This window comes from Streptomyces sp. NBC_01454 (assembly GCF_036227565.1).
Taxonomy (GTDB): domain Bacteria; phylum Actinomycetota; class Actinomycetes; order Streptomycetales; family Streptomycetaceae; genus Streptomyces.
The window spans coordinates 542,581-567,908 of sequence record NZ_CP109460.1 but is presented as its reverse complement, the minus strand read 5'-3'; the positions used below and the strand labels follow the sequence as shown (position 1 = coordinate 567,908).

At 72.3% G+C, this 25,328-nt stretch carries 26 protein-coding genes; 13 read left to right on the top strand and 13 right to left on the bottom strand.

Going from position 1 to position 25,328, the window contains the following annotated elements; genetic code table 11:
• Positions 1–26: 26 nt before the first annotated feature.
• From OIU81_RS02045 to OIU81_RS02035, 3 genes are read left to right on the top strand one after another with little or no spacing between them, the layout of a single operon-like run.
• On the top strand, positions 27–701 hold the full coding sequence (locus OIU81_RS02045; protein ID WP_329142435.1) for an urease accessory protein UreF: 675 nt from the start codon (positions 27–29) through the stop codon (positions 699–701).
• A 60-nt stretch (positions 702–761) separates the two neighbouring features.
• Positions 762–1,457, top strand: a complete 696-nt coding sequence (gene ureG, locus OIU81_RS02040) for an urease accessory protein UreG (RefSeq protein ID WP_329154801.1) — start codon at positions 762–764, stop codon at positions 1,455–1,457.
• Entirely contained in the window at positions 1,454–2,296 is an 843-nt protein-coding gene (locus tag OIU81_RS02035; protein ID WP_329142434.1) for an urease accessory protein UreD, read from the top strand. The genes ureG and OIU81_RS02035 overlap by 4 nt, the downstream gene beginning before the upstream one ends.
• 15 nt (positions 2,297–2,311) lie before the next feature.
• Here OIU81_RS02035 and OIU81_RS02030 read toward each other — a convergent pair whose 3' ends face one another.
• The 4 genes from OIU81_RS02030 to OIU81_RS02015 form a co-directional block, all read right to left on the bottom strand.
• Positions 2,312–2,686, bottom strand: coding sequence for a hypothetical protein (locus OIU81_RS02030; RefSeq protein WP_329142433.1), 375 nt, complete (start codon positions 2,684–2,686; stop codon positions 2,312–2,314).
• Positions 2,687–2,770: 84 nt separating this feature from the next.
• A complete protein-coding gene (locus tag OIU81_RS02025; protein WP_329142432.1) occupies positions 2,771–3,151 on the bottom strand; it encodes a roadblock/LC7 domain-containing protein in 381 nt (126 codons plus the stop codon).
• Positions 3,152–3,221: 70 nt separating this feature from the next.
• Entirely contained in the window at positions 3,222–4,091 is an 870-nt protein-coding gene (locus OIU81_RS02020; RefSeq protein ID WP_329142431.1) for a hypothetical protein, read from the bottom strand.
• A 42-nt stretch (positions 4,092–4,133) separates the two neighbouring features.
• Complete coding sequence (locus OIU81_RS02015) at positions 4,134–4,517, bottom strand: hypothetical protein (protein WP_329142430.1); 384 nt, start codon at positions 4,515–4,517, stop codon at positions 4,134–4,136.
• A 679-nt stretch (positions 4,518–5,196) separates the two neighbouring features.
• Between OIU81_RS02015 and OIU81_RS02010 the strand changes: the two genes are divergently transcribed.
• The gene (locus tag OIU81_RS02010; RefSeq protein ID WP_329142429.1) at positions 5,197–6,834 is read left to right on the top strand and encodes an alpha/beta hydrolase; all 1,638 of its coding nucleotides are present in this window, start codon (positions 5,197–5,199) and stop codon (positions 6,832–6,834) included.
• Between the two features lie 118 nt (positions 6,835–6,952).
• Here the strand turns inward: OIU81_RS02010 and OIU81_RS02005 are convergent, their stop codons facing one another.
• The 3 genes from OIU81_RS02005 to OIU81_RS01995 all read right to left on the bottom strand — a co-directional run bounded on the left by OIU81_RS02005 (position 6,953) and on the right by OIU81_RS01995 (position 9,812).
• Entirely contained in the window at positions 6,953–7,777 is an 825-nt protein-coding gene (locus OIU81_RS02005; RefSeq protein ID WP_329142428.1) for a TIGR02452 family protein, read from the bottom strand.
• Positions 7,778–7,878: 101 nt separating this feature from the next.
• A complete protein-coding gene (locus OIU81_RS02000) occupies positions 7,879–8,934 on the bottom strand; it encodes an NAD-dependent epimerase/dehydratase family protein (RefSeq protein WP_329142427.1) in 1,056 nt (351 codons plus the stop codon).
• Positions 8,935–9,026: 92 nt separating this feature from the next.
• A complete protein-coding gene (locus OIU81_RS01995) occupies positions 9,027–9,812 on the bottom strand; it encodes a lysophospholipid acyltransferase family protein (protein WP_329142426.1) in 786 nt (261 codons plus the stop codon).
• 721 nt (positions 9,813–10,533) lie between these two features.
• On the opposite strand from OIU81_RS01995, the gene OIU81_RS01990 reads away from it, so the two are divergent.
• The gene (locus OIU81_RS01990) at positions 10,534–11,223 is read left to right on the top strand and encodes a hypothetical protein (protein WP_329142425.1); all 690 of its coding nucleotides are present in this window, start codon (positions 10,534–10,536) and stop codon (positions 11,221–11,223) included.
• 205 nt (positions 11,224–11,428) lie between these two features.
• Entirely contained in the window at positions 11,429–11,842 is a 414-nt protein-coding gene (locus OIU81_RS01985) for an SSI family serine proteinase inhibitor (RefSeq protein ID WP_329142424.1), read from the top strand.
• Positions 11,843–11,907: 65 nt separating this feature from the next.
• Here the strand turns inward: OIU81_RS01985 and OIU81_RS01980 are convergent, their stop codons facing one another.
• The 5 genes from OIU81_RS01980 to OIU81_RS01960 all read right to left on the bottom strand — a co-directional run bounded on the left by OIU81_RS01980 (position 11,908) and on the right by OIU81_RS01960 (position 16,483).
• A complete protein-coding gene (locus OIU81_RS01980; protein ID WP_189096154.1) occupies positions 11,908–12,066 on the bottom strand; it encodes a hypothetical protein in 159 nt (52 codons plus the stop codon).
• A gap of 104 nt (positions 12,067–12,170) precedes the next feature.
• On the bottom strand, positions 12,171–13,130 hold the full coding sequence (locus tag OIU81_RS01975) for a cytochrome c oxidase assembly protein (protein ID WP_329142423.1): 960 nt from the start codon (positions 13,128–13,130) through the stop codon (positions 12,171–12,173).
• Positions 13,131–13,260: 130 nt separating this feature from the next.
• Positions 13,261–14,286, bottom strand: a complete 1,026-nt coding sequence (locus OIU81_RS01970) for a 6-phosphofructokinase (RefSeq protein ID WP_329142422.1) — start codon at positions 14,284–14,286, stop codon at positions 13,261–13,263.
• A 191-nt stretch (positions 14,287–14,477) separates the two neighbouring features.
• On the bottom strand, positions 14,478–15,206 hold the full coding sequence (locus tag OIU81_RS01965) for a type 1 glutamine amidotransferase (RefSeq protein WP_189096157.1): 729 nt from the start codon (positions 15,204–15,206) through the stop codon (positions 14,478–14,480).
• Between the two features lie 38 nt (positions 15,207–15,244).
• Positions 15,245–16,483, bottom strand: coding sequence for a Mur ligase family protein (locus tag OIU81_RS01960; RefSeq protein ID WP_329142421.1), 1,239 nt, complete (start codon positions 16,481–16,483; stop codon positions 15,245–15,247).
• A gap of 185 nt (positions 16,484–16,668) precedes the next feature.
• Between OIU81_RS01960 and def the strand changes: the two genes are divergently transcribed.
• Positions 16,669–17,229, top strand: coding sequence for a peptide deformylase (gene def, locus OIU81_RS01955; protein ID WP_329142420.1), 561 nt, complete (start codon positions 16,669–16,671; stop codon positions 17,227–17,229).
• Between the two features lie 30 nt (positions 17,230–17,259).
• Here the strand turns inward: def and OIU81_RS01950 are convergent, their stop codons facing one another.
• Positions 17,260–17,907 (bottom strand): TetR family transcriptional regulator, encoded by a 648-nt coding sequence (locus tag OIU81_RS01950; RefSeq protein ID WP_329142419.1) that lies wholly within the window; start codon positions 17,905–17,907, stop codon positions 17,260–17,262.
• A 161-nt stretch (positions 17,908–18,068) separates the two neighbouring features.
• On the opposite strand from OIU81_RS01950, the gene OIU81_RS01945 reads away from it, so the two are divergent.
• The 6 genes from OIU81_RS01945 (at position 18,069) to OIU81_RS01920 (ending at position 25,268) form a co-directional block, all read left to right on the top strand.
• Positions 18,069–19,295, top strand: a complete 1,227-nt coding sequence (locus OIU81_RS01945; RefSeq protein WP_329142418.1) for an acyl-CoA dehydrogenase family protein — start codon at positions 18,069–18,071, stop codon at positions 19,293–19,295.
• 350 nt (positions 19,296–19,645) lie between these two features.
• On the top strand, positions 19,646–21,427 hold the full coding sequence (gene gcl, locus OIU81_RS01940) for a glyoxylate carboligase (RefSeq protein ID WP_329142417.1): 1,782 nt from the start codon (positions 19,646–19,648) through the stop codon (positions 21,425–21,427).
• 354 nt (positions 21,428–21,781) lie between these two features.
• Positions 21,782–22,009, top strand: coding sequence for a hypothetical protein (locus OIU81_RS01935; RefSeq protein ID WP_329142416.1), 228 nt, complete (start codon positions 21,782–21,784; stop codon positions 22,007–22,009).
• A 427-nt stretch (positions 22,010–22,436) separates the two neighbouring features.
• Positions 22,437–23,960 (top strand): AlkA N-terminal domain-containing protein, encoded by a 1,524-nt coding sequence (locus tag OIU81_RS01930; protein WP_329142415.1) that lies wholly within the window; start codon positions 22,437–22,439, stop codon positions 23,958–23,960.
• The gene (locus OIU81_RS01925; protein ID WP_329142414.1) at positions 23,957–24,466 is read left to right on the top strand and encodes a methylated-DNA--[protein]-cysteine S-methyltransferase; all 510 of its coding nucleotides are present in this window, start codon (positions 23,957–23,959) and stop codon (positions 24,464–24,466) included. The genes OIU81_RS01930 and OIU81_RS01925 overlap by 4 nt, the downstream gene beginning before the upstream one ends.
• Before the next feature lie 61 nt (positions 24,467–24,527).
• The gene (locus OIU81_RS01920) at positions 24,528–25,268 is read left to right on the top strand and encodes a 2OG-Fe(II) oxygenase (protein ID WP_329142413.1); all 741 of its coding nucleotides are present in this window, start codon (positions 24,528–24,530) and stop codon (positions 25,266–25,268) included.
• Positions 25,269–25,328: the final 60 nt, after the last annotated feature.

The window sequence follows — 25,328 nt, the reverse complement described above, 5'->3', positions numbered from 1 at the left end:
CTCCCCGTACCCGCCCCGGAGCACCGATGAGCCGCGCCGCGCTGATGGTCCTCGCCGACGGCCGGTTCCCCGCCGGCGGGCACGCCCACTCCGGCGGCGCCGAAGCGGCCGTCGCCGCGGGGCGCCTGACCGACGCCGCCACCCTGGAGACGTTCTGCCGGGGCCGGCTGCACACCGCCGGCCTGGTCGCCGCCGGGCTGGCCGCCGCGGCCGCCGCCGGCCATGACCCGCTCCTCCTGGACGACGCCGCCGACGCCCGGACCCCCGTACCGGCGCTGCGGCACACCGCCCGGCGGCTCGGCCGGCAGATGATGCGGGCCGCCCGGGCGACCTGGCCCGCTGCCGCCCTCGACGCGCTCGCCGCGGCCCGTCCCCGCGGCGCCCACCAGCCCGTCGTGCTGGGTCTGGCGGCCCGGTCCGCGGGCCTGACGCCGCTGGACGCCGCGCACGCCGTGGCCTACGAGAGCATCAGCGGTCCGGCCACCGCGGCCGTCCGGCTGCTGAGCCTGGACCCCTTCGACGCCACCGCCGTGCTCGCCCGCCTCGCCGACGACCTCGACCGGGTCGCCCAGCGGGGCGCCGACGCCGCGGAGCGGGTCACCGCCGAAGGGACCGATGCCCTGCCCGCCGCCTCCGCGCCGCTGCTCGACATCACCGCCCAGCAGCACGCCGCCTGGCCGGTACGGCTCTTCGCGTCCTGACCCGCCGGCCCCACCCCACCGCACCCGCGCGCCCCCGGCCGTACGAATCACGGAGTGACCATGCACCTCGACCACCCGGAAACCTTCCCGGAGCGCCACACCTACGGCGCCGCCCGGGCCGCGCGCCCCGACGGCACCCGGCGCGCGCTGCGCATCGGCCTGGGCGGACCGGTCGGCACCGGCAAGACCGCCACCGTCGCCGCCCTCTGCCGTGCCCTGCGCGACGAACTGTCCATCGCCGTGGTCACCAACGACATCTACACCCGTGAGGACGCCGAGTTCCTGCTCCGTGAGGCCGTCCTGCCCGCCGAACGGATCGCCGCCGTCGAGACCGGAGCCTGCCCGCACACCGCCATCCGCGACGACATCTCCGCCAACCTGGAGGCGGTGGAGGACCTGGAGGACGCGGTCGGCCCCCTCGACCTGGTGCTGGTCGAGTCCGGCGGGGACAACCTGACGGCCACCTTCTCCAAGGGCCTGGTCGATGCGCAGATCTTCGTCATCGACGTGGCCGGCGGCGATGACATCCCCCGCAAGGGCGGCCCCGGCGTCACCACCTCCGACCTGCTCGTCATCAACAAGACCGACCTCGCGCCGTACGTCGGTGTCGACCTGGCGGGCATGGCCCGCGACGCCAAGGCGCAGCGCGGGGAGCTGCCGGTGGCCTTCACCGCGCTGAAGACCGAGAACGGTGTCCAGCCGGTCTCCGACTGGGTCCGCGGGATGCTGGCGGACTGGACCGCGGGCCGCGCATGACTCTCGCACCGCCCCCACCGGCCCACCACGAGCGGGTGCCCGCCCCGTCGGCCGCCGGGCTGCGCGCCACCGCCCGTATCCTCGCGCGGGCCGGTGCCGACGGCGTGACCCGGCTGCCGGTCCTCGACGGCGACGGCCCGTTCGCGCTGCGCCGCGTCGGCGCGCACGGCCGGCAGGCCCGGGTCTGCGTGGTGAGCGCGATGAGCGCCCCGCTCGGCGGCGACCGGCTGGGCATCGAGGCCACCGTCGAGGCGGGCGCCGCACTGCGCCTCACGGCCGCCGCCGCGACCGTCGCGCTGCCCGGCCGTACCGGCGAACCCGCCCACTACGACGTGCGGTTGACGGTGGGCGACGGCGCACGGCTGGACTGGCTGCCGGAACCGCTGATCTCCGCCGCGGGCAGCGACCTGCGGATGACCACCACGGTCGAACTCGCCCCCACCGCCCACCTGGTGCTCCGCGAGGAGCAGGTCCTGGGACGCAGCGGCGAGGAGACCGGTGCGCTGCGCAGCCGGCTCACCGTCCGCCGGGCCGGCCGGACCCTGCTCGACCAGGAGACGGCCTACGGGCCCGGCGCCCCTGGCTGGGACAGCTCCGCCGTCCTGAACGGACACCGGGCGCTCGGTCAACTCCTCGTCGTCTCACCGGACTTCGGGGAAGTCGCTGCGGAGGTGCGGTTGCTCGGAGGTGCGGCGGGCGAACGGTCCGCGGCGGACGAGGGGCAGGGTGTGCTCGCGCCGCTCGCCGGTCCCGCGGCGCTGGCCACGGTCGTCGCCCCGGACGCGCTGCGGCTGCGGTGCCTCCTGGACGAGGCCGTGCGGAGCGCCGCCGCCGGGTGACGGCGGCGCCCCTCGTCAGACCTCCAGGTCGGCCTCGACCTTGGCGAGGCGGTGGCGGGCCAGCGCGAGGTTGGCGCGCTTGCGGTCCAGCACCAGATAAAGGAAGAGGCCCTGCCCGCTCTTTCCCGTCACCGGGCGGATGATGTGGTACTGCCCGGTCAGGGTGATGAGCATGTCCTCGATGGAGCCCTGGAGTTCCAGCATCTCCATGGTGCGCATTTTGGCGCGTACGACATCGGTGTTGCCGGCCGCCGCGACATTGAGATCCAGCGCCTGGTTGTCGCCCAGTGCGGCCAGGGCCATCCCGCTGGTGTAGTCGACCAGGGCGACGCCGACGGCGCCCTCGATGCCGGACATCGCGTCGGAGAGGGCGTTTTCCATTTGAGCCATGAGGGGTCAGACCTTTCGATTCTTTGACGGTATTGCCGGGTTCTGGGGAGTACGGGCCGGGTGCCGGTGCCGGTGCGGGGGGCGTTATCGGCGGGGCGGTGCGTCCACGAGGGCGCCGATGCGTTCCGCGGCCTTCCTGGCCTGGAAATGGAGCCGCCCCACATTGGTGGCCGGGCTCGCCACGGCCGTGAGGACCGCGCGGCGTCCGGCCGAATAGGCCGCGATATAGCCGTCGGCGCCCCTGGTCAGGGATTCCTCGAAGGCACCCTGTCCGGTCGCCTCGGTGAGGCGCTGGGCGACCCCGATCGCCGCGGCGGTGAGCGCGGCCAGGCCGTCCGGTTCGATATCCGGCAGATCATGGGCGATGACCATGCCGTCCACGCTCGCCACCATTCCGCCCTGGAAATGGCGGACCTGATCGCGCAACGTATGCAATTCCTCCCGTATCCGGGGTTCGATCGTCATCAGTCTCCTTTTCGTGACGCGCCCTCTGATGACGCGCCTCATGGGGTGCACCGGATTCGCGCGGAAAGGCTCACAGTTCTTCCTCCAGCGCCGTACGCAGTCGGACAAGGAGGGCGATGTTCGGATCGGCGGTGTCGAAGACGTCCGGCACCGGTTGCTGCCAGGCGGGGGCCGGGTGGGCCGCGGCGGCCGGCGCGGGCGGGGCGTCCGGCGCGGGCGGGGCGTCCAGGCAGGCGCCCGGGCGGCGCCGGGGCAGCGGTGCCGGCGGCGGGGGGATCCGGACCAGGCCGGCCGCGGCGAGCAGGCGGATGTCGAGCAGCGTGGCGAACGCCGACTCACCCAGGACACGGGCCAGTTCGTACGGGGTGTGCCGGCCGTCGGCCCGGTCGAGCAGCCGCCGCTGGCGGCGCGTGGTGGCGACCGGTATGCGGGTGCCGGCGGGTATGACGGGGGAGGTGTCGGCCGCCGCCCAGGGCTGCAGCCGGTCGAGCAGCGCCCGGCGGCGGGCCGTCGCCTGCTGGAGCGCGGTGATGCTGACGGGGCGTATGACGCCCAGCCAGTGCGCCGTCCCTGGGGTGAAGGAGGTGGCCTCGGGCGGCAGCGGCAGGGCGAAGAACGCCGCGTCGAGCAGGGCGGCGAGATGGCAGATCTCCAGTTCGCCCTGGGTCAGCCAGCCCTCTTCGACCAGGAACCGGCCGCCGGTCCGCCGGTCCCCGGCCGCCTCGGCGGCGTACTCCCAGCCCTGCGGCGGGACCTTGCCGGCCGCGGTGAGGCGGCTGCCGAGCCCGGGGGCGGCGGTGCTCTCTATGCAGTAGACCGCGCCGTCGAGGAAGTAGAAGCAGCCGTGCGGACCGGAGAGGGCGCCGGTGACGCGTTCGGCGGCGAACCGGTCGAGCAGCCCGGCCGGCGCGGGCGGGGGAGGAGATATGGGCAGGCCCATGGTGGTTCCCTTACCGTTCGTACGAGGTGGCGGAGCGCGCCGTCAGGACGCGACCAGCTCCGCCGCCAGATCGCGCAGCCGTATCCGGGCCACGGCGAGATTGGCCTGGGCGCGGTCCAGCCAGAGGTAGAGGTAGGTCTGGCTGTCGAAGGCCGTGTGCACGAAGCGGATGAGGTGGTAGCTGCCCGCGGCCGTGATGATGAGGTCCTCCAGAGCCGGACCGCCGGCGCCCGCGGTGTCGAAGGTGGCGTTGCGCGTCACGGCCTGCACCACATCGGCGGTGTCGGCGGCGGCCGCGTCGTGGTCACCGTGCGGCGCCTGCCCCGCCGTGCCGAGTGTCAGCCCGCTGGTCCAGTCGATCAGTCCGGCGCCGAGAACGCCCGGGATCCCCATGGCCTGGGACAACACCTGATCGATACCCGGCACTTCGGATCTCCTTCTGGACGACTCGGCTGCGGGGCGAAAACGCCGAAGCCCTCCCGTGGCGGTGAGTGGGAGAGCCTTCACGGAAGGTTACTGAAGGTGTGCGCCTGGCACATGCCTGATGGGCAGGTCTACGGCAATTGACGTATTCTCGCCCCTGCGCGCCCCCTCCGGCAGCCCCCGCGCCGGACGACAACCGGCCAGGTCAGTACGGAGGTTGACGCCCTCCCCCCGCTGTCGACCTTGGTGGCTGCACTGGCGTCGCTCGGTCAATTGCGCGATATTCCCCTCAAGTTGGCGGCTGAGCTGGTAGAGCGCGAGCGCCGGAGGAGTGGGCGCCCTCGGCCGGCGATTCTGGCCGGAAGGGGGAGGTTCCCCCGCGCTGTTCCGGTCGTTCGGCAGCACTCTTCCAGCCGCTCGGGGGCGTATCCCGGTGCGCAGGGGCCCGCCGCCCGCAGTCCGTCGGGGAGTCCACCGGGGAGCCGGTCGGGGAGATATGCGCGGCGCCGAGCGCCCCCGGCGTACACCGGCGGAACGGCTCGCGGGCGGCCGGATACCTACAGCTTGGTAAAGAAATGTGGGTCCAACCTGTTCAACCGGGGACGGCACACGTCAGGATCCCTCTGTAAGCCTGTGATCAACGCCGCCACGAGTGGCGCACCATGCAGGGGGAATTGACCACGTGAGAAAATCAGCAGCGCTCGGCGCCGCCGGCACCCTGGTGACCGGAGCGCTCCTCGCCGGAGCGATATCCGCCACGCCCGCCACCGCGGGTGAGCGGCACCGCAGCGGCTCGGCCGAGTCGCGCGGCGTACAGACCGCCGCCGCGCGCGCCGCCAAGAAGGGCATCAACTGGCAGGAGTGCCCCGCCGACTGGGGCCTCAAGTCACCCGTCCAGTGTGGCTATGTGGCGGTCCCCGTCGACTACGCCAAGCCCAACGGCCGCACCATCAAGATCGCCGTCGACCGGGCCGTCAGCACCGGCGACAAGAAGGAGCGACAGGGCTCCCTCCTGTACAACCCCGGTGGTCCCGGCGGCTCGGGCATGAGGTTCCCGACCCGCATCACCACCAAGAACCCGCTCTGGGCCAAGACCGCGAAGGCCTACGACTTCGTGGGCTTCGACCCCCGCGGCGTGGGGCACTCCGCGCCGATCTCCTGCATGGACCCGCAGGAGTTCGTCAAGGCACCCAAGGCCGACCCGGTGCCGGCCGGCGAGGCCGACAAGCGCGCCCAGCGCAAGCTCGCCAAGGAGTACGCCGAGGGCTGTGCCGAGCGCAGCCGCGGCCTGCTGCCGTACATGACGACCCCGAACACCGCCCGCGACATGGACGTGATCCGCGCCGCGCTCGGTGAGAAGAAGCTCAACTACCTGGGCGTCTCCTACGGCACCTACCTGGGCGCCGTGTACGGGACGCTCTTCCCGGGCCATGTCCGCCGGATGCTCGTCGACAGCGTCGTCGATCCCTCCCGCGAGAAGGTCTGGTACCAGGCCAACCTCGACCAGGACATCGCCTTCGAGACCCGCTGGGGCGACTGGAAGAAGTGGGTCGCCAAGAACGACGCCGCCTACCACATCGGGGACACCCCCCAGAAGGTCCAGGCGGCCTGGGAGAAGCTGCGGGCGACCGCGAAGAAGAACCCCATCGGTGGCGTCGTCGGCCCCGCCGAGCTGACCGGCTTCTTCCAGAACGCGCCGTACTACGACTCGATGTGGACCACGGTCGCCGAGGTCTGGAGCTCCTACCGCTCCGGTGACAGCAAGCCGCTGGTCGAGAACGCCGGTCCGAACCTCAAGGACACGGCGGGCAACATCGCCTCGGAGAACGGCAACGCCGTTTACACGGCCGTCGAGTGCACCGACACCAAGTGGCCCACCAGCTGGCAGAAGTGGGACCGCGACAACACCCGCATCCACGCCAAGGCGCCGTTCATGACCTGGGCCAACGCCTGGATGAACCTGCCCTGCGCCACCTGGCCGGCCAAGCAGCAGCGCGCGATCGACGTCAAGACGGGCAAGGGCCTGCCGAGCGTGCTGATCGTGCAGAGCACCCGTGACGCGGCCACGCCCTACGGCGGCGCCGTGGAGCTGCACCACCGCTTCAAGGGCTCCCGCCTGATCACCGAGCGGGACGCCGGTTCGCACGGTGTCACCGGCCAGGTCAACCCCTGCATCAACGACCGGGTCGACGCGTACTTCCTGGAGGGGAAGACCGACGCCAAGGACGTGACCTGCGCTCCGCACGCCACGCCCCAGCCGGGCAAGGCGACGGCCAAGGCCGCCGCCAAGGGTGCCGCCGACCTTCCGGCCGCTCCCTGATCCCGCACGGCAGAGAGGGGCGGCCGGGATCTTCCCGGCCGCCCCTGTCGCGTCCGCGGACGGCGGCCCGGCCGTCCGCGCCGCTCACACGGCGGCTCCCCCGCACCGCCCCCGCCGCTCACACGGCGAACACCTCGGAGAACGCCGCCCTGGTGGGGGAGTCCTCGCGGCGGTCCAGTACGGCGAACACGATGTGGTCGAACCAGCCGGCGAAGCGGCCACCGGCCAGCAGGGCCCCCGCGAACGCCCCGGCCACCGCGGCAGGATCATTACGGAAGACCCCGCAGCCCCAGGCACCCAGCACCAGCTGACGGTGCCCGCCGGCCGCCGCCACCTCCAGCACCCGCTCCGCACGCGCCGCCAGCGCCGCCGCCACCCGGCCCGTCGCGGCGGGCTGCTGCCTGGCGATCACCCCGGCATTCGGCGCGGCGGCCGTCAGGAATCCGGCCTCGTACGGCACATCGAGCAGCGTGCCGCGGTCGTCGCGGAACACCGGCACACCGGGGGAGAGGATGACCCGGTCGCTGTAGAACGGGCTGGGATCGGCCCGGTGCGCGGCGTAGAACTCCGGGGCCTCGCGCACACAGGTGTACAGCGCCGACCCCCGGCACAGCGCCTCCTCCTGGGCCTGCGCACCGTTGAGATAGCCGCCGCCGGGATTGCGTGCGGAGGCGAAGTTCAGCACGCCGAGCGGGCCCCGGCCCGCCGCGGCCAGCCGCCGCCCCGCCGTGAGGCTGCCTTCCGCCGTCACCTCGAACACCGTGCGCACGTCCGGTGGCGGGCCCGGCACGGCGACCGGCTCCGGCCCGTACAGCCGGGTCCCGGCCCGGGCCCGGGCGACCGCGTCCGCGATCTCCACCCGTCGGCCGTCCGGCGCGCGGTACGCACCCGCCGCGACGATCCGCTCCGTCTCCTGTGCCATGCCACGCAGCCGGGCGCTCATCGTCGGCACCCCCGTATCCGAGTCCACATGGCGATCAAGGTACGGGCGGGGAGCCCGCCCGGCCAGGGAATTCCGGCGCCCCGGCGGGTCCGCCGGTGCCCTCAGCCCTGCCCGCCGCGCCCGGCCAGCCAGCGGTCCTCGGCCGCATAGCCGAACAACTCCTCGTCCGGATAGCGGCGGGCCATGGTCGGGAACGCCTCCCACCAGTTCCGTCCCCGGATCTCGTCGGCCAGCCACGCCACCGTCTCCGGCAGCGACTCCTCGTACGTCGTCACCGCCCGGTAGCCCAACTCCCGCTCCGCCGCCGCCATGTCGTACACGATGGGGTGCGGGGTCGACCACGGTGTGGTGCCGACGCCGGACGGCGCCGGGGCACCGGCCGGCCCCACGATCTCGCTCGGGGGTGCGCCCATCGCCGCATCCACCGCCGCCGAGATCTCGGCGACCGTCGGGGCCTGCGGATCGCCCGCGTTGAGCACCCGCGAACCCGGACGGCGCGCCGCCAGCCGGATCAGCTCGGCGAGGTTGGCCACATGCACCGGATGGAAACGGCTGCTGCCGCCGTAGGCGAGCACCCGCACCCGCCGTCCGTCCAGCACCCGCTTGACGAAGTACAGCTCACGCGGCAGCGGGCTGTAGGGGCCGTGAATCGCACCGGCCCGCAGCAGCGTCACCGGCAGCCGGCCGCCCGGCGCCAGCAGCGCCCGCTCCAGGGCGACCTTGCGGGTGGCGTAGTCCCCGTCGCCGGGAGGCACGGTCGGCTGGGACTCCGGGAGGGGTACCGGATAGTCCGGGTGGCCGCCGGGATCGCCCATGGTGGCGAAGCTGCGCCCCCGGTCGTCCTCGTACACCGCGCCGCTGGAGATCACCACGGCCGAACCGATCCGGTCCGCCAGGCCGGTCAACTGCCGGGCGTGCGCGGCACCGTAGGCCACACAGTCGAGCAGCACCTCACAGCCCTCGCCGACCAGCCCGGCCAGCGCGGCGTCGTCCTCCCGGTCCACCGCCACCGAACGGACCTCCGCGGGCCAGGAGTCGGCACGCCCGCCGCGCCGGGACGCGGCCGTCACCTCCCAGCCGTCCCGCGCCAGGGCCCGCACCGCCGCGCGCCCGATCTGTCCACTCGCCCCGACCACCACTGCCCTGCCTGATGTCATACGGCGACCCTACGAACGGCCGGACGGCGGCCGCGGCACGGTTCGCCCTCGGCGCAAGGTTTCGCGGGGGCGGGACCGGCCGGCCGCTGCGCCTATCCCTTGTCCGTACCCGCGCTCTTCCCCTGCCCCTGCCCCTGGCCCTGCCCCTGGCCCTGCCCCTGGCCCTTCCCCTGCCCCCGCCGCCCCTGTGCGCGCGCCTGGGCCTGTGCCTCGGCCTTGGCCTCGCCCGCGTACCGGTCGACGTACTCCTGCCCGGACAGCGAGAGGATCGCGTACATGATCTCGTCGGTGACGGCGCGCAGGATGAAGCGTTCGTCCTCCATGCCCTCGTATCGCGCGAACTCCAGCGGTGCGCCGAAGCGGATGGTGATCCGCCGCGCGCGCGGCAGCCGCCGGCCCGTCGGCTGTGCCTCGAAGGTGCCGATCATCGCGCACGGCACCACCGGCACACCCGCGATGACGGCCATCGAGGCGACCCCGGTACGCCCCTTGTAGAGCCGTCCGTCGTGCGAGCGGGTGCCCTCCGGGTAGATCCCCAGGAGGTGGCCCTTGCGCAGGACGGAGAGCCCCGAGGACAGGGCCGCCCGTGAAGCGCGGCCCCCGGAACGGTCCACCGGAATCTGCCCCACCCCGCGGAAGAACGCCGCGGTCAGCCGCCCCTTGAGGCCAGGGCCGGTGAAGTACTCGGCTTTGGCCAGAAAGGTCACCCGGCGCGGCACGATCGCGGGCATCACGAAGTGGTCCGCGAACGACAGATGATTGCCCGCGATGATCGCTCCACCCTCTTCCGGGATGTGCTCCAGTCCCTCGATCCGTGGTCGGAACACCAGCCGCAGCAGCGGTCCGAGGAGGAGGTACTTCAGCACCTGGTAGAGCACGGAGCAGCTCCCTCTTTCGGTCGGGTTGCCAAGCGATGAGGCCGCTCAAGGTCACGAGGGCCCGGGACAGTCAGTGAGTTTATGAGCACATGCCGCTACTTGTAACCACCTTCGGCCGGATCGATGCTGACGCCCGCCCGGGTCCGGCGCCCACACCGGAAGGCGTGTCGGCCACACCCCGCCGCCTGGACGCCGGGGCCCTGGTGGACAGCCCAGGGCCCCGGCGGGAACCTGAGGGGAGATACGGACCGATGTGCACGCCCATCTGTGGAGCGAGGGCAACCTCCGGCGTGTGAAGTCGTACGGGCGCCGGGAAGCCGCCGCGCACCGCGGGCCGGCGGAGACGGCCCTTCCCCTACCAGAGCGGTCAGCAGCTGGGCCGGGCGGTCTCGTTCCTCGCCGAGGCCCTCCCGCCGGAGCGGGCGGAAGAGGTCCTGACGGCGGGCGCCCGGCTGATCCTGCGACGCGACGCATGGACCTGCCGCAGTCCGCGGTCCCCAGCCCGCAGCGCGCAGACACGCCGGCCGGAAGGCGTCCCAGGCGCACCCCCGGCCGGCGCCCCGCATCCCCGCACCCTCGCAGACGTACCCGCCGTCCGGAATCCCCTTTGGCATCCGCGGACAACTTTCAACTCCTGCTGAACGACGCCCGGTTGGCGCGTCGTACTGTCCGGCAACCGCGCCTGAATCCACGGTTCCAGGCCGAGAACAGGAGTGCAGAGATGTCCCGGAAGAAAAAAGTCGGCCGGCGCCAGAAGATCGTCGTCTGCGTCAGTGCCGCGGCGCTGGTCGGCGGCATCGCCATCGCCACCACGGGCACCAGCCAGGCATCGGTGGCCTGTGACGGCCTGTCCACCGCCCTGAGCAACAACCAGAAGTTCATCGCCGACCAGCGGGCCCACCCGGACGCCCAGTCGGCGGCACGGATCGCCAACCGGGAAGCCGTGATCAAGGAGATCCAGGTCAAGCAGAAGGCCGCCGGCTGCTCCGCGGAAGGGGGCGGGGACGCGGCCGCCGGCGCTCCGCCGGCGCAGCAACCACCCGCCGGCGACGCCCCGCCCGCCTCCTCGACGGCGCCGCCCGGCTCGGCGGACCCCTCCGCCTCGGGCGACCCCTCCGCCTCCGCGGCCCCGCCCGCCGCGGGTGGTTCGTCGGGCGGCGGTGGCGATGTGGTCTGCCCCGGCTCGACGGTGACCCTGTCCGGCGACGGCGGCGCACCGGCGGCGTCCAGCGGCCAGTTCCCCGCCGGAACCAAGCTGAAGGTGACCAACCTGGACAACGACAAGTCGACGACCGTCTCCGTGACCTCCCCCTCGGGCAGCTGTGTGCTGCTGAACAACGCGGCCTTCGAGCAGGTCCGTGAGGAGGGGAAGAACCTGATCCGGCACGCCCGGATCGAGCGCGTGGGGTGACCCCGGTCCGGTGACCGGCAACGGAGCCGCCTCCTTCGTTGCCGGTCACCTTTTTGTCTCCTGGGCGTGGATCCAGGGCCCGTACGGGCGACTTCACGGCGTGGCCGCTTGCCCGCCGGCGTCCGGCGAGGTGGCCTGAAGCCGCCGGGCGCCACGTCCCTGTCGGGCCCCGCATTCGATCCCGCCGACGTTCCAGGAGACCTCGATGTCCGTGAGCCGTGGACGCCGATCCGCCCGTACCGCCGTGCTCGCCGCCCTCTCCACGGCCCTGCTGGGCATGCTCTGCGCCGGCCCGGCCGGCGCCGATGAGCCGCCCGTGGACCAGGGCCTGCAGCTCACCGTGTCGGGATCCGCCAACACCTGGGTCCGCGGGGTACGGCTCAGCTGCCCCGACGCCTACCGCCGGCATCCGCACGCGCGCGGCGCCTGTGAAGCGCTGACCTGGGCGCACGGGGACCTGGACGCCCTGCCCGGTGAGCCGCACAGCTGCACCCGGGAGTTCGACCCGGTCACCGTCACCGCGACCGGCACCTGGCACGGCAGCCCGGTGAACTGGCGCAAGGAGTTCCCCAACGCCTGCACGATGGACTCCGCCACCGGGCCCGTCTTCCGCTTCTGAGCCGGGCAGCGCTCGGCCCGCCCGGCGCACCGCTCGCCGTCCCGTACGCCGGCCGGGCGGGGCGCTCAGACGGGTCGCGCGGCCACCATCCCGATCGTCACCAGCGCCAGCACCACCCAGGAGAACCAGAGCCAGCCATTGGCGCCCAACGCCACGGTGTAGGCGGTCGCCACCACCAGCCCGCCCACCGTGCACACGGCCATCGTCCTAGCAGATCCGGGCATACCCGCAACCTCCTCACGGCGGTCCGGGCGTCCATGCCACGGGCCGCGGCCATGGGACCATCGTCCCCGGCCGCGGCCCGTACCGCCAGAGTGGCGACCTGCCGTCAACGCCCCCGTGCGTGGAGCGAGGCGAGATAGGCGTTGTACTCGACCAGATCCTTGTCGCCGTTGCGGTCGGCGGCCCGGTCCGCGCGCTGCGACTGCCGCTCGTCGGACCGGTACCACTGGAAGACCAGCGCGATCAGCACCACGACGGACGGGATCTCGCTGAAGGCCCAGGCGATGCCGCCGGCGGCCGTCTGGTCCGACAGCGCCTCGATCCCGAGCGAGGCCGGCGGGTGCACGAAGGTGTCGACCATCGGCTCCGAGGCCATCATCAGCGCGATCCCGAAGAACGCGTGGAACGGCATGCCCGCGAACAGCTCCAGAATCCGCATCACATGGCCCGGCCGGTGCGGCCCCGGGTCGACGCCCATGATCGGCCAGAAGAACACCAGGCCGACCGCGAGGAAGTGCACCATCATCCCGATGTGCCCGGCCCGCGATTCCATCAGGAAGTCGAACAGCGGGGAGAAGTAGAGCCCGTAGAGGCTCGCGATGAAGAGGGGGATGGTGAAGGCGGGGTGCGTGATGATCCGCATGTAGCGGCTGTGCAGCAGCGCCACCAGCAGCTCGCGCGGGCCCTTGCGGCCGCGCCCGGCGGTCGGCAGCGCCCGCAGTGCCAGCGTCACCGGCGCCCCGAGCAGCAGCAGGATCGGCGAGAGCATGCTGATGATCATGTGCTGGACCATGTGGACGCTGAACATCGCCATGCCATAGTCGTTCAGCTTGGTGCACATCACCAGCGCCACCGTCAGGATGCCCAGTGTCCAGGCGACGGTCCGGCCCACCGGCCAGGCATCGCCCCGCCGCCGCAGCCGGAACACCGCCCAGCCGTACAGCCCGAGTCCCAGCAGGCAGCCGACGAGAAAGAACGGATCACCACCGAACTCCAGGCCCCGCCCCAGCGTGAACGGCGGCAGATCCATGTTCATGCCGTCCATGCCGTGCCCGCTGTGATCCATCCGCTCGCTCCTGATTCGTACCGATACTCCGGCCACAAGACTAGAACCGCCCCCGGCCGGAACATCGGCCGGGGGCGGTTCGTGCGACAGGGCGTTGCGGACCCTGCCTAACGTGCAGGGGGTGCGGTGCTCACAGCACGCACTCGGCCTCGTCATAGCGTTCCACGGGCACCGTCTTGAGCGTCTCGACCGCCTCGGCCAGCGGCACCAGGGTGATGTCCGTGCCGCGCAGCGCGGTCATCATCCCGAAGTCGCCGCGGTGCGCGGCCTCGACGGCGTGCCAGCCGAAGCGGGTGGCGAGCACCCGGTCGTAGGCGGTCGGCGTCCCGCCGCGCTGGACATGGCCGAGGATGACCGGGCGGGCCTCCTTGCCGAGGCGGTCCTCCAGCTCCACGGAGAGCTGCCGGGCGACACCGGCGAAGCGCTCGTGGCCGTACATGTCCTTGCCGCCGATGTCGAAGGACATGCTGCCCTCGCGCGGCTTGGCGCCCTCGGCGACCACCACGATCGCGAACTTCTTGCCGGCCTCGAACCGCTCGGCCACCCGTGCGGTCAGCTCGTCGATGTCGAAGGGCCGCTCCGGCACCACGATGGCGTGCGCACCGGCCGCCATCCCCGAGTGCAGCGCGATCCAGCCGGTGTGCCGCCCCATCACCTCGACGATCATCACCCGCTGATGGGACTCCGCGGTGGTCTTGAGCCGGTCCAGCGCCTCGGTGGCAACGCCCACCGCGGTGTCGAAGCCGAACGTCACGTCCGTGACCGCGATGTCGTTGTCGATGGTCTTCGGTACGCCGACGATCGGCAGCCCCGCGTCCGACAGCAGCCGCGCCGCCTTCAGCGTGCCCTCGCCGCCGATCGGGATGATCGCGTCCAGGCCCAGCTCGGCGACGTGGCCGCGGGCCCGCTCCACGCCGTCCCGCAGATGGGCGGGCTGCACCCGTGAGGAGCCGAGGATGGTACCGCCGCGCGCCAGGATGCCGCCGACGGCATCGAGGTCGAGCTTGCGGTAATCGCACTCCAGCAAGCCCTTCCAGCCATCGCGGAAACCGATCACCTCATCGCCGTGATCAGCGGTGGCACGGTGGACGACGGACCGGATGACGGCGTTCAGGCCGGGGCAGTCGCCGCCGGAGGTGAGGACACCAATACGCATTGCTCGAAAACCCTCTGCAACTCAACCGGAGGCCCGGACCCCGTCGTCCGGTTGGATCCCGCTCACCCTACAAGCGCGGAGCCACTGGGCACACGAACGCCCGCAGTGCGGGACTGCGGGCGTACGAAAGGGGTGCAAATCCGGCAAACGTCACATGCGGGCGAATCGCCTGAAGGTGCCGTCAACCGGTATCAAGCGGGCTGGGTGGCCGCCGCGATCCGCTCCTGGCGCAGCGCCTCGTACCAGCGGTCCTCCACCGGAGGCAGTGCGTTGACATCCAGCGCCAGCTTGATCAGCAGATCGGCGATGTGCGGGTTGCGGGCCATCACCGGACCGTGCAGGTACGTGCCGAAGACGGTGTCGCTGTACGCGCCCTCGTAGCCGTCGCCGACGCCGTTGCCGTTGCCGAACCGCACCTTGGCGAACGGCCGGGCCGTCTTGCCCAGGTGGGTGACGCCCTGGTGGTTCTCGAAGCCGGTCAGGGGCGGCAGCCCCAACTGCGGGTCGATGTCGGCGAGGACGTCGCCGACGCAGCGCTCCGCCTCGCCGCGGGTGCTCACCACGTCCAGCAGACCCATGCCCTGCTGCCGCTCCCCGAGGTCATTGACGAACTCGTGGCCCAGGATCTGGTAGCCGGCGCAGACCGAGAAGACGATCGCGCCGTTGGAGACCGCGCGGCCGAGTCCGCCGTCACGGATCAGCCGCTCCGCGGCCAGCCGCTGCGGCCGGTCCTCACCGCCGCCGATCAGATAGATGTCGCCGGAGGTGGGGATCTGCTGGTCGGAGCGTACGTCCAGACGCTGTACGTCCAGACCGCGCTGGCGCGCCCGACGCTCCACCACCAGGGCGTTGCCCTGGTCGCCGTACGTGCTCAGCAGGTCCGGGTAGATCCACACCAGGCGCAGGCTGTTGTCACTCATGCTCGCTCGTCCTTGTCCGTAAGGTCGGTGGACCGCACTCAGTTGCCCACGCGGCGGCGCAGGTCCTGGAAGGCCGTGTAGTTGGCGATGACCTCGATCCGTCCGGGCGGCGCCATCCGTGCCGCCTCGTCGAGGTTCTCGCACACATGGAAGTCGAGTCCCGCGACCTCCAGGCGCACCGCGAGGTCCAGCTTGCGGTCGCCCAGCACGAAGAGCGGGTGCCCGGCCAGCCGGGTGTAGTCGACGTCCCACAGCCACGAGGTGTCCGTGCCGTCCGCGCCCCGCGCGTTCACCGACATGATCACCGGGGTCGGCGGCGGGTCGATCAGCGAGAACGTCTCCAGCCAGCCGGCCGGGTTCTTCGCCAGCAGGAGCCGCAGCTCCCGCTCCATGAACGTGACCACGTCATAGCGGCCGGCCACCGCCTGCACCGAGAACATCCGCTCCAGGGCCACCTGCGGCGGCACCCCGAAGGCGGCGGCGACCGCGGCGGACGTGGTGGCGTTCGCCTTGTTGGCGCGCCCCGGCAGCTGGAGCTTGATCGGCCAGGCGCTGCCGTGCGGATCGAGCACATGATCGCCGGACAGCGCCCAGCTGGGCGTGGGACGGCGGAAGCCGCACTCGCCGCAGAACCAGTCCTCGCCCGGCCGCTGCATCACACCACCGCACGAGGGGCAGGACCAGGCATCGTCCTTCCACTCCTGCCCGGCCGCGACCCACACCACATTCGCGGACGACGAGGCCGCCCACACGATCAGCGGGTCGTCCGCGTTGGCGATGATCAGCGCCTTGGAGCCCGCCAGGCCCTCGCGCCAGTGCTCGGCCAGCATCCGGGTCTCCGCGGCGCGGTCGAGCTGGTCGCGCGAGAGGTTCAGCAGCGCTATGGCCTTCGGCGTCACATCGCGCGCCACACCGGCGAGGTACTTCTCGTCCACCTCGATGACGCCGTACTTGGCGTCCGACCCGCCGGCCAGTGCCGAGGTGATACCGGCCGGCATGTTGGCGCCGAGCGCGTTGGAGACCACCGGGCCGCTGGCCCGCAGCGCCTCCGCGATCAGCCGTGTCGTGGTCGTCTTGCCGTTCGTCGCCGACACCAGGATCACGTCCAAGTGTCCGGCCAGCCGCGCCAGCAGGTCGGGGTCGAGCTTGAGCGCCACCCGGCCACCGATCACCGATCCGCTGCCGCGGCCCGCCGCGCGCGATACCGCCGCCGCGGCCTTGCCCGCCGTCACGGCCAGCTTGGCCCGCGGCGACAGCGGGTCCGTGTTGCCTGCCATCGTCCTTGATCCTCCTTGCATCCGGCGCCCCCCTGCCGTACCGCTGCCGGTGGAACGCCTCCTCCGCAGCCGATGACCGGCCGGGGCTTCGGTCGGGGATCAGCCTATCGAGATCCGGCGGTGGGCCCGAACCCCGCCACCCGTGCGGCGACATCCGGTGCGGGCCGGACCGTACCCTTACCCCCATGCGTTCCCGCACCATCCAGGGCAGTTCCGGACGTGTCCAGCCCCTGCGCCTGCTCGGCGACCCGGCCCTGACCGAGCCCTGCCAGGAGGTCACCGCCTTCGACGGCGTGCTGCGGCGGCTGGTCGAGGACATGTTCGCGACGATGTACGCCGCGCAGGGCGTGGGCCTCGCCGCCAACCAGATCGGCGTGCCGCTGCGCGTCTTCGTCTACGACTGCCCCGACGACGAGGACCGCCGTCACCTCGGTCATCTCGTCAACCCCCGGCTCGTCGAAGCGGACGGCCCGGTCTTCCGCGGCCCCGAGGGCTGTCTGTCGCTCCCCGGCATCGAGGCCGGCACCCCGCGCCACGACCACACCGTCGTGACCGGGGCCGATGTCACCGGTGAGCCCCGGACGGTGACCGGCACCGGCTTCTTCGCCCGCTGTCTGCAGCACGAGTGCGACCACCTCGACGGCGGCCTGTACGTCGACCACCTCACCGGGCTGCGCCGGCGCCGGGCGCTGCGGGCGGCGGCCAGGGCCCCGTGGGCCGCGGCGGCGGGGGCGTCCGGCGGCTGAGCGACGCGCGGCCCGCCGCCGGACGGGTGCTCAGAAGCCGGGGCCGCCCTCACGGTCCTTGACCGCGGCCAGCTGCCCCCAGAGCAGATCGGCCAGCTGCGTGACCAACTGCTCGCGGGTGCACGGGCGTTCGCGCAGCCACCAGTCACCGGCGCCGTGCATCATGCCGACGATGCCGTGTCCCCAGACGCGTGCCGTCAGGTCGCCGCCCGGCCCGAGGTCCAGCCGGTCGGTGATCACCTTGGCCAGCTCCTCGCCGAGCCGGCGCAGCAGCGGGGCGGAGTGCCGTCCCACGTCGAAACCGGTCTCGGACGCGGTGTCCCCGTCGGAGGGGTGCATCAGGAAGCGGTAGACCTGCGGCTGGCTCTCGATCGCGAGCAGGTAGGCGTCGAGGGTGGCCTCGACGCGGTCGCGGCGCAGGACGGGTGCGTCCAGCGCGGTGGCCAGATTGGCCAACAGGGCATCCGTGTGCCGCAAGGCGAGCGCGCGGTAGAGCCCGCCCTTGTCCCCGAAGTGCCGGTAGAGGATCGGCTTGGTGATGCCGGCCTCGGCGGCGATGGCGTTCATCGAGGCGTCCGGGCCGTCGCGCAGCACAATGCGCTCGGCGGCTTCCAACAGCTCCCGCCGCCTGCGCTCGGTCGTCGACTGCTGGCGGCCGCTGCGCTCGGTGCGTTCCATGGTCGTGCTCCCCACCCTTGTGAATCTGTGGCGCTGGCGCAACGTAACACCCGTTCTCCGCGGCGAATTCGTCCGCAGGGGAGTTGACATCCCCTACTGGCGAGTAACACACTGCGGGTTACCGCTAGTAACACCGTACGGCGTGCAGCACTGGAGGGGACATGGCTGAGTTCACCATGGAGCTCAACGACGAGCAGACGGAAGTCCGTGACTGGATTCACGGCTTCGCCGCGGACGTCATGCGCCCCGCCGCCGCCGAATGGGACGAGCGCGAGGAGACCCCCTGGCCGGTCATCCAGGAGGCCGCCAAGATCGGTCTGTACTCGCTGGACTTCTATGCCCAGCAGTTCTTCGACCCCACGGGCCTCGGCATCCCCATGGCCTTGGAGGAGCTGTTCTGGGGCGACGCCGGGATCGGTCTGTCGATCGTGGGCACCGGGCTCGCGGCCGTCGGTGTGCTCGCGAACGGCACCGAGGAGCAGATCGGCACCTGGGTCCCGCAGATGTACGGCGATGTGAACGATGTGAAGGTGGCCGCCTTCTGCTCGTCGGAACCGGACGCCGGCTCGGACGTCTCCTCGATGCGCACCCGCGCGGTCTATGACGAGGCCAAGGACGAATGGGTGCTCAACGGCACCAAGACCTGGGCCACCAACGGTGGCATCGCCGGCGTCCACGTCGTCGTCGCGGTCGTCGACGCCGAGCTGGGCTCCAAGGGCCACGCCTCCTTCATCGTCCCGCCGCAGACTCCCGGCCTCTCCCAGGGGCAGAAGTTCAAGAAGCACGGCATCCGGGCCTCGCACACCGCCGAGGTCGTCCTGGAGGACGTCCGCGTCCCCGGCCACTGCCTGCTCGGCGGCAAGGAGAAGCTCGACGAGCGGCTCGCCCGCGCCCGTGAGACGGCCAAGAGCGACGGCGAGCGCGTGAAGAACGCCGCGATGGCCACCTTCGAGGCCTCCCGTCCCGCCGTCGGCGCGATGGCGGTCGGCACCGCCCGCGCCGCCTACGAAGAGGCCCTGGAGTACGCCAGGACCCGCTCGCAGTTCGGCCGCCCGATCATCGACAACCAGGGCGTGGCCTTCCAGCTCGCCGATATGCGCACCCAGATCGACGCGGCCCGGCTGCTGGTCTGGCGCGCCTCCTGGATGGCCGCGACCGGCAAGCCCTTCACGTCGGCCGAGGGCTCCATGTCCAAGCTCTTCGCCAGCGAGGTCGCCAAGAAGGTCACCGCCCAGGCCGTACAGATCCTCGGCGGCAACGGCTTCACCCGCGAATACCCGGTCGAGCGGATGCACCGCGATGCCGCGATCTACACCATTTTTGAGGGCACGAGCGAGATCCAGCGACTGGTGATCGCCCGGACGCTGGCGGGTATGCCGATTCGCTGACGCACCGTCAATTCTGCTGCGCCGCCGGCGCTCTCGGCCTCGAGGTGAGGTCAGGGGCGCAGGCGGTTTCGTGTGTGCGGGGGCCGGGTGTCCGTCACCGTGCGCCCGCCCCCCCCGACCGGTGGCGTGCACGTCCACCGCTCAGCCGCGTAGCGGGCCTCCGCCCGTACGCGGCTCTCGCGCTTCCGGGGCCGGTCCGTGCGTGCTGCCCATCGGGCACCTCTTGACGGGCGGTACGCCTCACTCTACGTTCCTTCCATAAAGCAAAACATTAATTCCGCTATGCGGAATTGAGAACCTCCGGCCCTGCGCTGGAGCGTGCCCGTGACAGGCCGATGCAGGAGTACGCGATGCCTCGAATGACAGCCGCCCGTGCCGCGGTGGAGATCCTCAAGCGGGAGGGCGTGCGCCACGCCTTCGGCGTGCCCGGTGCCGCGATCAACCCCTTCTACGCGGCGCTCAAGGGCGCCGGCGGGATCGACCACACCCTCGCGCGGCATGTCGAGGGCGCCTCCCACATGGCCGAGGGCTACACCCGGACGCACCCGGGCAACATCGGCGTCTGCATCGGCACCTCCGGCCCGGCCGGGACGGACATGATCACCGGTCTCTACTCCGCGATCGGCGACTCGATCCCGATCCTGTGCCTCACCGGCCAGGCCCCGACCGCGGTGATCCAGAAGGAGGACTTCCAGGCCGTCGACATCGCCGCGATCGCCAAGCCGGTCACCAAGGCGGCGACCACCGTGATGGAGGCCGCGCAGGTCCCCGGCGTCTTCCAGCAGGCGTTCCACCTGATGCGTTCCGGCCGCCCCGGCCCGGTCCTGATCGACCTGCCGATCGATGTCCAGCTGACCGAGATCGACTTCGACCCGGAGACGTATGAGCCGCTGCCGGCCTTCAAGCCGGCCGCGACCCGCGCCCAGATCGAGAAGGCGCTCACGCTGCTCGGCGCGTCCGAGCGGCCGCTGATCGTCGCCGGTGGCGGCGTCATCAACGCCGATGCCGCCGAGCTGCTGGTCGAGTTCGCCGAGCTGACCGGTACGCCGGTCGTCCCCACCCTGATGGGCTGGGGCATCCTCGCCGACGATCACGAGCTGAACGCCGGCATGGTCGGCCTGCAGACCTCCCACCGCTACGGCAACGCGAACTTCCTGGAATCCGACTTCGTGCTGGGCATCGGCAACCGCTGGGCCAACCGCCACACCGGCAAGCTGGACGTCTACACCCGCGGCCGCACGTTCGTCCATGTCGACATCGAGCCCACCCAGATCGGCAAGATCTTCGCTCCGGACTACGGCATCGCCTCGGACGCCAGGGCCGCCCTGGAACTGTTCATCGAGGTGGCCAAGGAGCTCAAGGCGGCCGGCGAACTCCCCGACCGCGGCGACTGGGCCGCCTCCACCCAGGAACGCAAGGCCCAACTGCAGCGCCGTACGCACTTCGACGACATCCCGATGAAGCCGCAGCGCGTCTACGAGGAGATGAACAAGGCGTTCGGCCCGGAGACCCGCTACGTCACCACCATCGGCCTGTCCCAGATCGCCGGGGCGCAGATGCTGCACGTCTACCGGCCCCGCCACTGGATCAACTGCGGTCAGGCCGGCCCGCTCGGCTGGACGATCCCGGCCGCGCTGGGTGTCGCCACCGCCGACCCGGCGGCGCCGGTCGTCGCGCTCTCCGGTGACTACGACTTCCAGTTCATGCTCGAAGAGCTGGCCGTCGGCGCCCAGCACCGGATCCCGTACATCCACGTCCTGGTGAACAACGCCTACCTGGGCCTGATCCGTCAGGCCCAGCGCACGCTCGACATCAACTTCCAGGTGAACCTGGAGTTCGCGAACATCAACTCGCCGGAGCTGGGCGTCTACGGCGTGGACCACGTCAAGGTCGTCGAGGGTCTGGGCTGCAAGGCCATCCGGGTCACCGACCCGAGCGCACTGGGCGCCGCCTTCGAGGAGGCCAAGAAGCTGGCGGCCGAACACCGCGTCCCGGTCGTCGTCGAGGCCATCCTGGAGCGGATCACCAATATCTCCATGGCGGCCGCGGAGATCGACAAGGTGAACGAGTGGGAAGAGATCGCGACCGAGCCGGGCCACGCACCCACCGCGATCAAGCCGCTCAAGGTCTGACGGGGGGTCCGACGCGGTGGGTGGGTGGACCGGGAGGGGGTGGCTGTCGGCTCCCCGCGCCGGTGCGACGCCCACCGGAGTGACCGTCGTCACGTGACCTCCATGGAACGTCCACGCTCTGTTTACCGTTCAATTGTGTGTGGGCGCTGAAGAAGTGCTCACCCGCGAACCGCCCCGACCGGTCCCCCCGTCCGGCCGGGGCTTCCGCGTGTCCAGCCGTCGACGGCCGCTGTCCGCCAGGCCCCGGCCGGCGAGGACTTGCCCCACCGACGGCGGCTGACGCGCCCGGCGACGGGTGACGCCCACGGCGGCCGTCGACGTGCGGGAGCGCGGAGCCCGGCGCACGCTGGAGGCATGACCGAGCATCCGCCTGTCATCGTGCACCCCCCGACGCCGTCCGGTGGCCGGCGGGTGACCGTACGTGGGCAGATCGTCGGCCTGGCCCACGGCCGAGGCGATGTCGCCGAGTTTCTCCGCCGCGCGGGCGTCGCCGGCCAGGCCGACGACATCGCGCTCGACGACCCGGGCCTCGTCGAATGGCGCGGTGGCTCGCTGGACGACTGGCCGATGCCGCCGGCCTGAAGCGGCGCGCCACCGACGATGTCAGCGCGCCCGGCATGCCATGTGCCGGGCAGGTGGGAGACCTTCGCGCTGCTTCTCTTTCAGGTGATCCTCGCGGCGGTCCGCTCCTGACGCGACGTCGAGTCGGTGCGGGCGCCCGGCCGATGGTGAGGGTCCGTCCGGCGGCGGCCACCGCCTCCTGCTGCGGCCCCTCGCCTCCACTGCCAATCGCCCTGCCGATGACCGGTGTTGTCCGCGGATATCGGCCGCCGGCCCGTTCGTGGAGCGGTCCCCGCTCTTGAGCAGGACGGTGCCGGGCCCTCCGGCGTAGCCCGACGCCCGGACGGCAGCCGCGGCGACACCCGGCTTCACCGCGCACGCTCGCCCCCCGAACGCCACGTCCGATTTCCGCCAGCGCCATGCCCTGACCTGCGGCACAGTGGACACCGTGAGCAACGAGGACAGCAGGTACGAGGCGGTGCGCAGCAGGGACGCCAGATTCGACGGCGCCTTCTTCTTCGCGGTGTCCACGACCGGTATCTACTGCCGGCCGAGCTGCCCCGCCACCACGCCCCGCCGCCGTAATGTCACCTTCTTCCCGACCTCCGCCGCCGCCCAGGGCTCCGGCTTCCGTGCCTGCCGGCGTTGCCGCCCCGATGCCGTCCCCGGCTCCGCGGAGTGGAATGCCCGCGCCGATGTCGTCGGGCGGGCGATGCGGCTGATCGGCGAGGGGGTGGTCGACCGGGAAGGGGTCCGCGGGCTCGCGGCCCGGCTCGGCTACAGCGCCCGGCAGGTCCAGCGGCAGCTGAACGCCGAACTGGGCGCGGGCCCCGTGGCCCTGGCGCGGGCCCAGCGCGCCCACACCGCCCGGGTCCTGCTGCAGACCACCGGCCTGCAGGCAGCCGAGATCGCCTTCGCGGCCGGCTTCGCCAGCGTGCGCCAGTTCAACGACACGATCAAGGAGATCTACGCCCTCACCCCGAGCGAACTGCGCGCCGCCCGCCCCGGGAGGACAGCCCGATACGGCCCGGTCGCGACGGGCGTCACGGCGGGAACGCTGCCGTTGCGGCTGGCCTTCCGCGGCCCGTATGCGGCGCGGCAGCTCTTCGACCATCTCCAGCGGCGCGCGATCACCGGCATCGAGGACGTCAGCGGCGAGGCGGGCGCCCGCACCTACCGGCGCACCCTGCGGCTGCCGCACGGCGCCGGAATCGCCGAGGTCGACGAGGCGACCGGCGACGGCTGGCTCGACTGCCGGCTGCGCCTGACCGAGCTGCGCGATCTCACCACCGCCGGCCAGCGGGTGCGCCGCCTCTTCGACCTGGACGCCGACCCCTACGCGGTGGCCGAGCGGCTCGGCCAAGACCCCGTCCTGGCGCCGCTGGTGGCGCAGCGTCCCGGACTGCGGGCGCCGGGCGCACCCGACCCGCACGAACTCGCCGTCCGCGCCGTGCTCGGCCAGCAGGTCTCGGTCGCGGCCGGGCGCACCCTCGGCAGCGCGCTGGTCGCCGCCCACGGCGAACCGCTGCCGGAACCGGCCGGCGCGCTCACCCACCTCTTCCCGCGGTCCGAAGACCTGGCACAGGCCACGCTCGCGGAGCTCGGCATGCCGCAGTCGCGGCGGGCGGCCCTGCGCACCCTCGGCGCCGCACTCGCCGACGGCACCGTCATCCTGGACGCCGGAGCCGACCGTGACCGTACGGAGCACGCACTGCTCGGTCTGCGCGGCATCGGCCCGTGGACCGCCGGCTACATCCGGATGCGCGCCCTCGGGGACCCCGATGTCCTGCTGAGCGGCGATGTGGCCGTACGGGCCGGCATGCGCCGGGCGGGGGTCCCGGCGGACGCTCTGGCGGCGCACGCCCACGGCTGGCGCCCCTGGCGCTCGTACGCGATGCACCACTTCTGGAACATGCCGGCCACGGAGCCGGCCACTGTCCGCCCACCCACTACGGAAGGCACAGGATCATGATGCTCTACACCACCCTCGACAGCCCGCTGGGCGAACTTCTGCTGGTGGGCGAGGAATCGGCCACCGCACCGGGCGGCACCGCGCTCGCCTCGGTGTCCCTGCCCGGCCAGAAGGGCGCTGCCACCGTCCAGGACGGCTGGACGCGCGACCCCGCCGCCTTCGCCGCGATCGTCCAGCAGCTGCGCGCGTACTTCGACGGGACGCTGACCCGCTTCAGCATCGAACACCTCACCCGGGGCACGGACTTCCAGCAGCGGGTGTGGAAGGCCCTGGAGGCCGTGCCGTACGGCACCACGACCACCTACGGGGGGATCGCCGCCGAGATCGGTGCGGCGCGCGGCGCGGTGCGCGCCGTCGGAACGGCGATCGGCGCGAACCCGCTGCTCATCGTCCGGCCCTGCCACCGTGTGATCGCCGCCGACGGATCCCTGTCCGGCTATGCGGCCGGACCCGTGCCCAAGCGGAAGCTCCTCGGCATCGAGGGCGTCGGCCCGGACGCCGCCTGAGCCCGTCCGTGCGCGTCCGCGGCCCCGTCAGCCGCCCCGACGCCCCTTGGAGGACCTCATCATGACCCTCACCACCCCCGAGCGCCGGACCCGTCCCGGCGCGCTCGCCCGGCGCGTCGCGGCCGCCGACTGGCCGGCCCTGACCGGCGAACTCGACGAGCTGGGCTGCGCACCGACCCCACGCCTGCTCGGCTCGGCCAACTGCCGCGCCCTCATCGCGCACTACGACGAGGAGCGGCACTTCCGCTCGACCGTCGACATGGCGCGGCACCGCTTCGGCTCGGGCCGCTACCGCTACTTCGCCGACCCGCCGCCCGCCCCGGTCCAGGCCCTGCGCGAGGCGTTCTACCCGCACCTGCTGACGATCGCCCGGGACTGGGCGGACAAGCTCGGCCGGCCGGCGCCCTGGCCGGACACCCTGGAGGAGTGGCTCACCATGTGCCACCAGGCCGGACAGCGCAAGTCCGCCCAGATCCTGCTGCGTTACGGGGCGGGCGACTGGAACGCGCTGCACCGCGACCTCTTCGGGGAGATGGTCTTCCCGCTTCAGGTCGTCATCGGCCTGAACGAGCAGGGCACCGACTACACCGGCGGCGAGTTCCTCCTCGTCGAGCAGCGGCCGCGCGCACAGTCCCGCGGCACCGCCACCGTCCTGCCGCAGGGCCACGGCCTGATCTTCACGACCCGCGACCGCCCCGTCCGCTCGGCCCGCGGCTGGTCGGCCGGTCCCGTACGCCACGGTGTGAGCATCGTCCGCTCGGGCCACCGGCACTCCCTGGGCCTGGTCTTCCACGACGCCTGAAGCCGTTCCGGGCCCGCTGGCGCGGCCCCGGGAGCCCGGGAGCCCGGGAGCCCGGGGCGC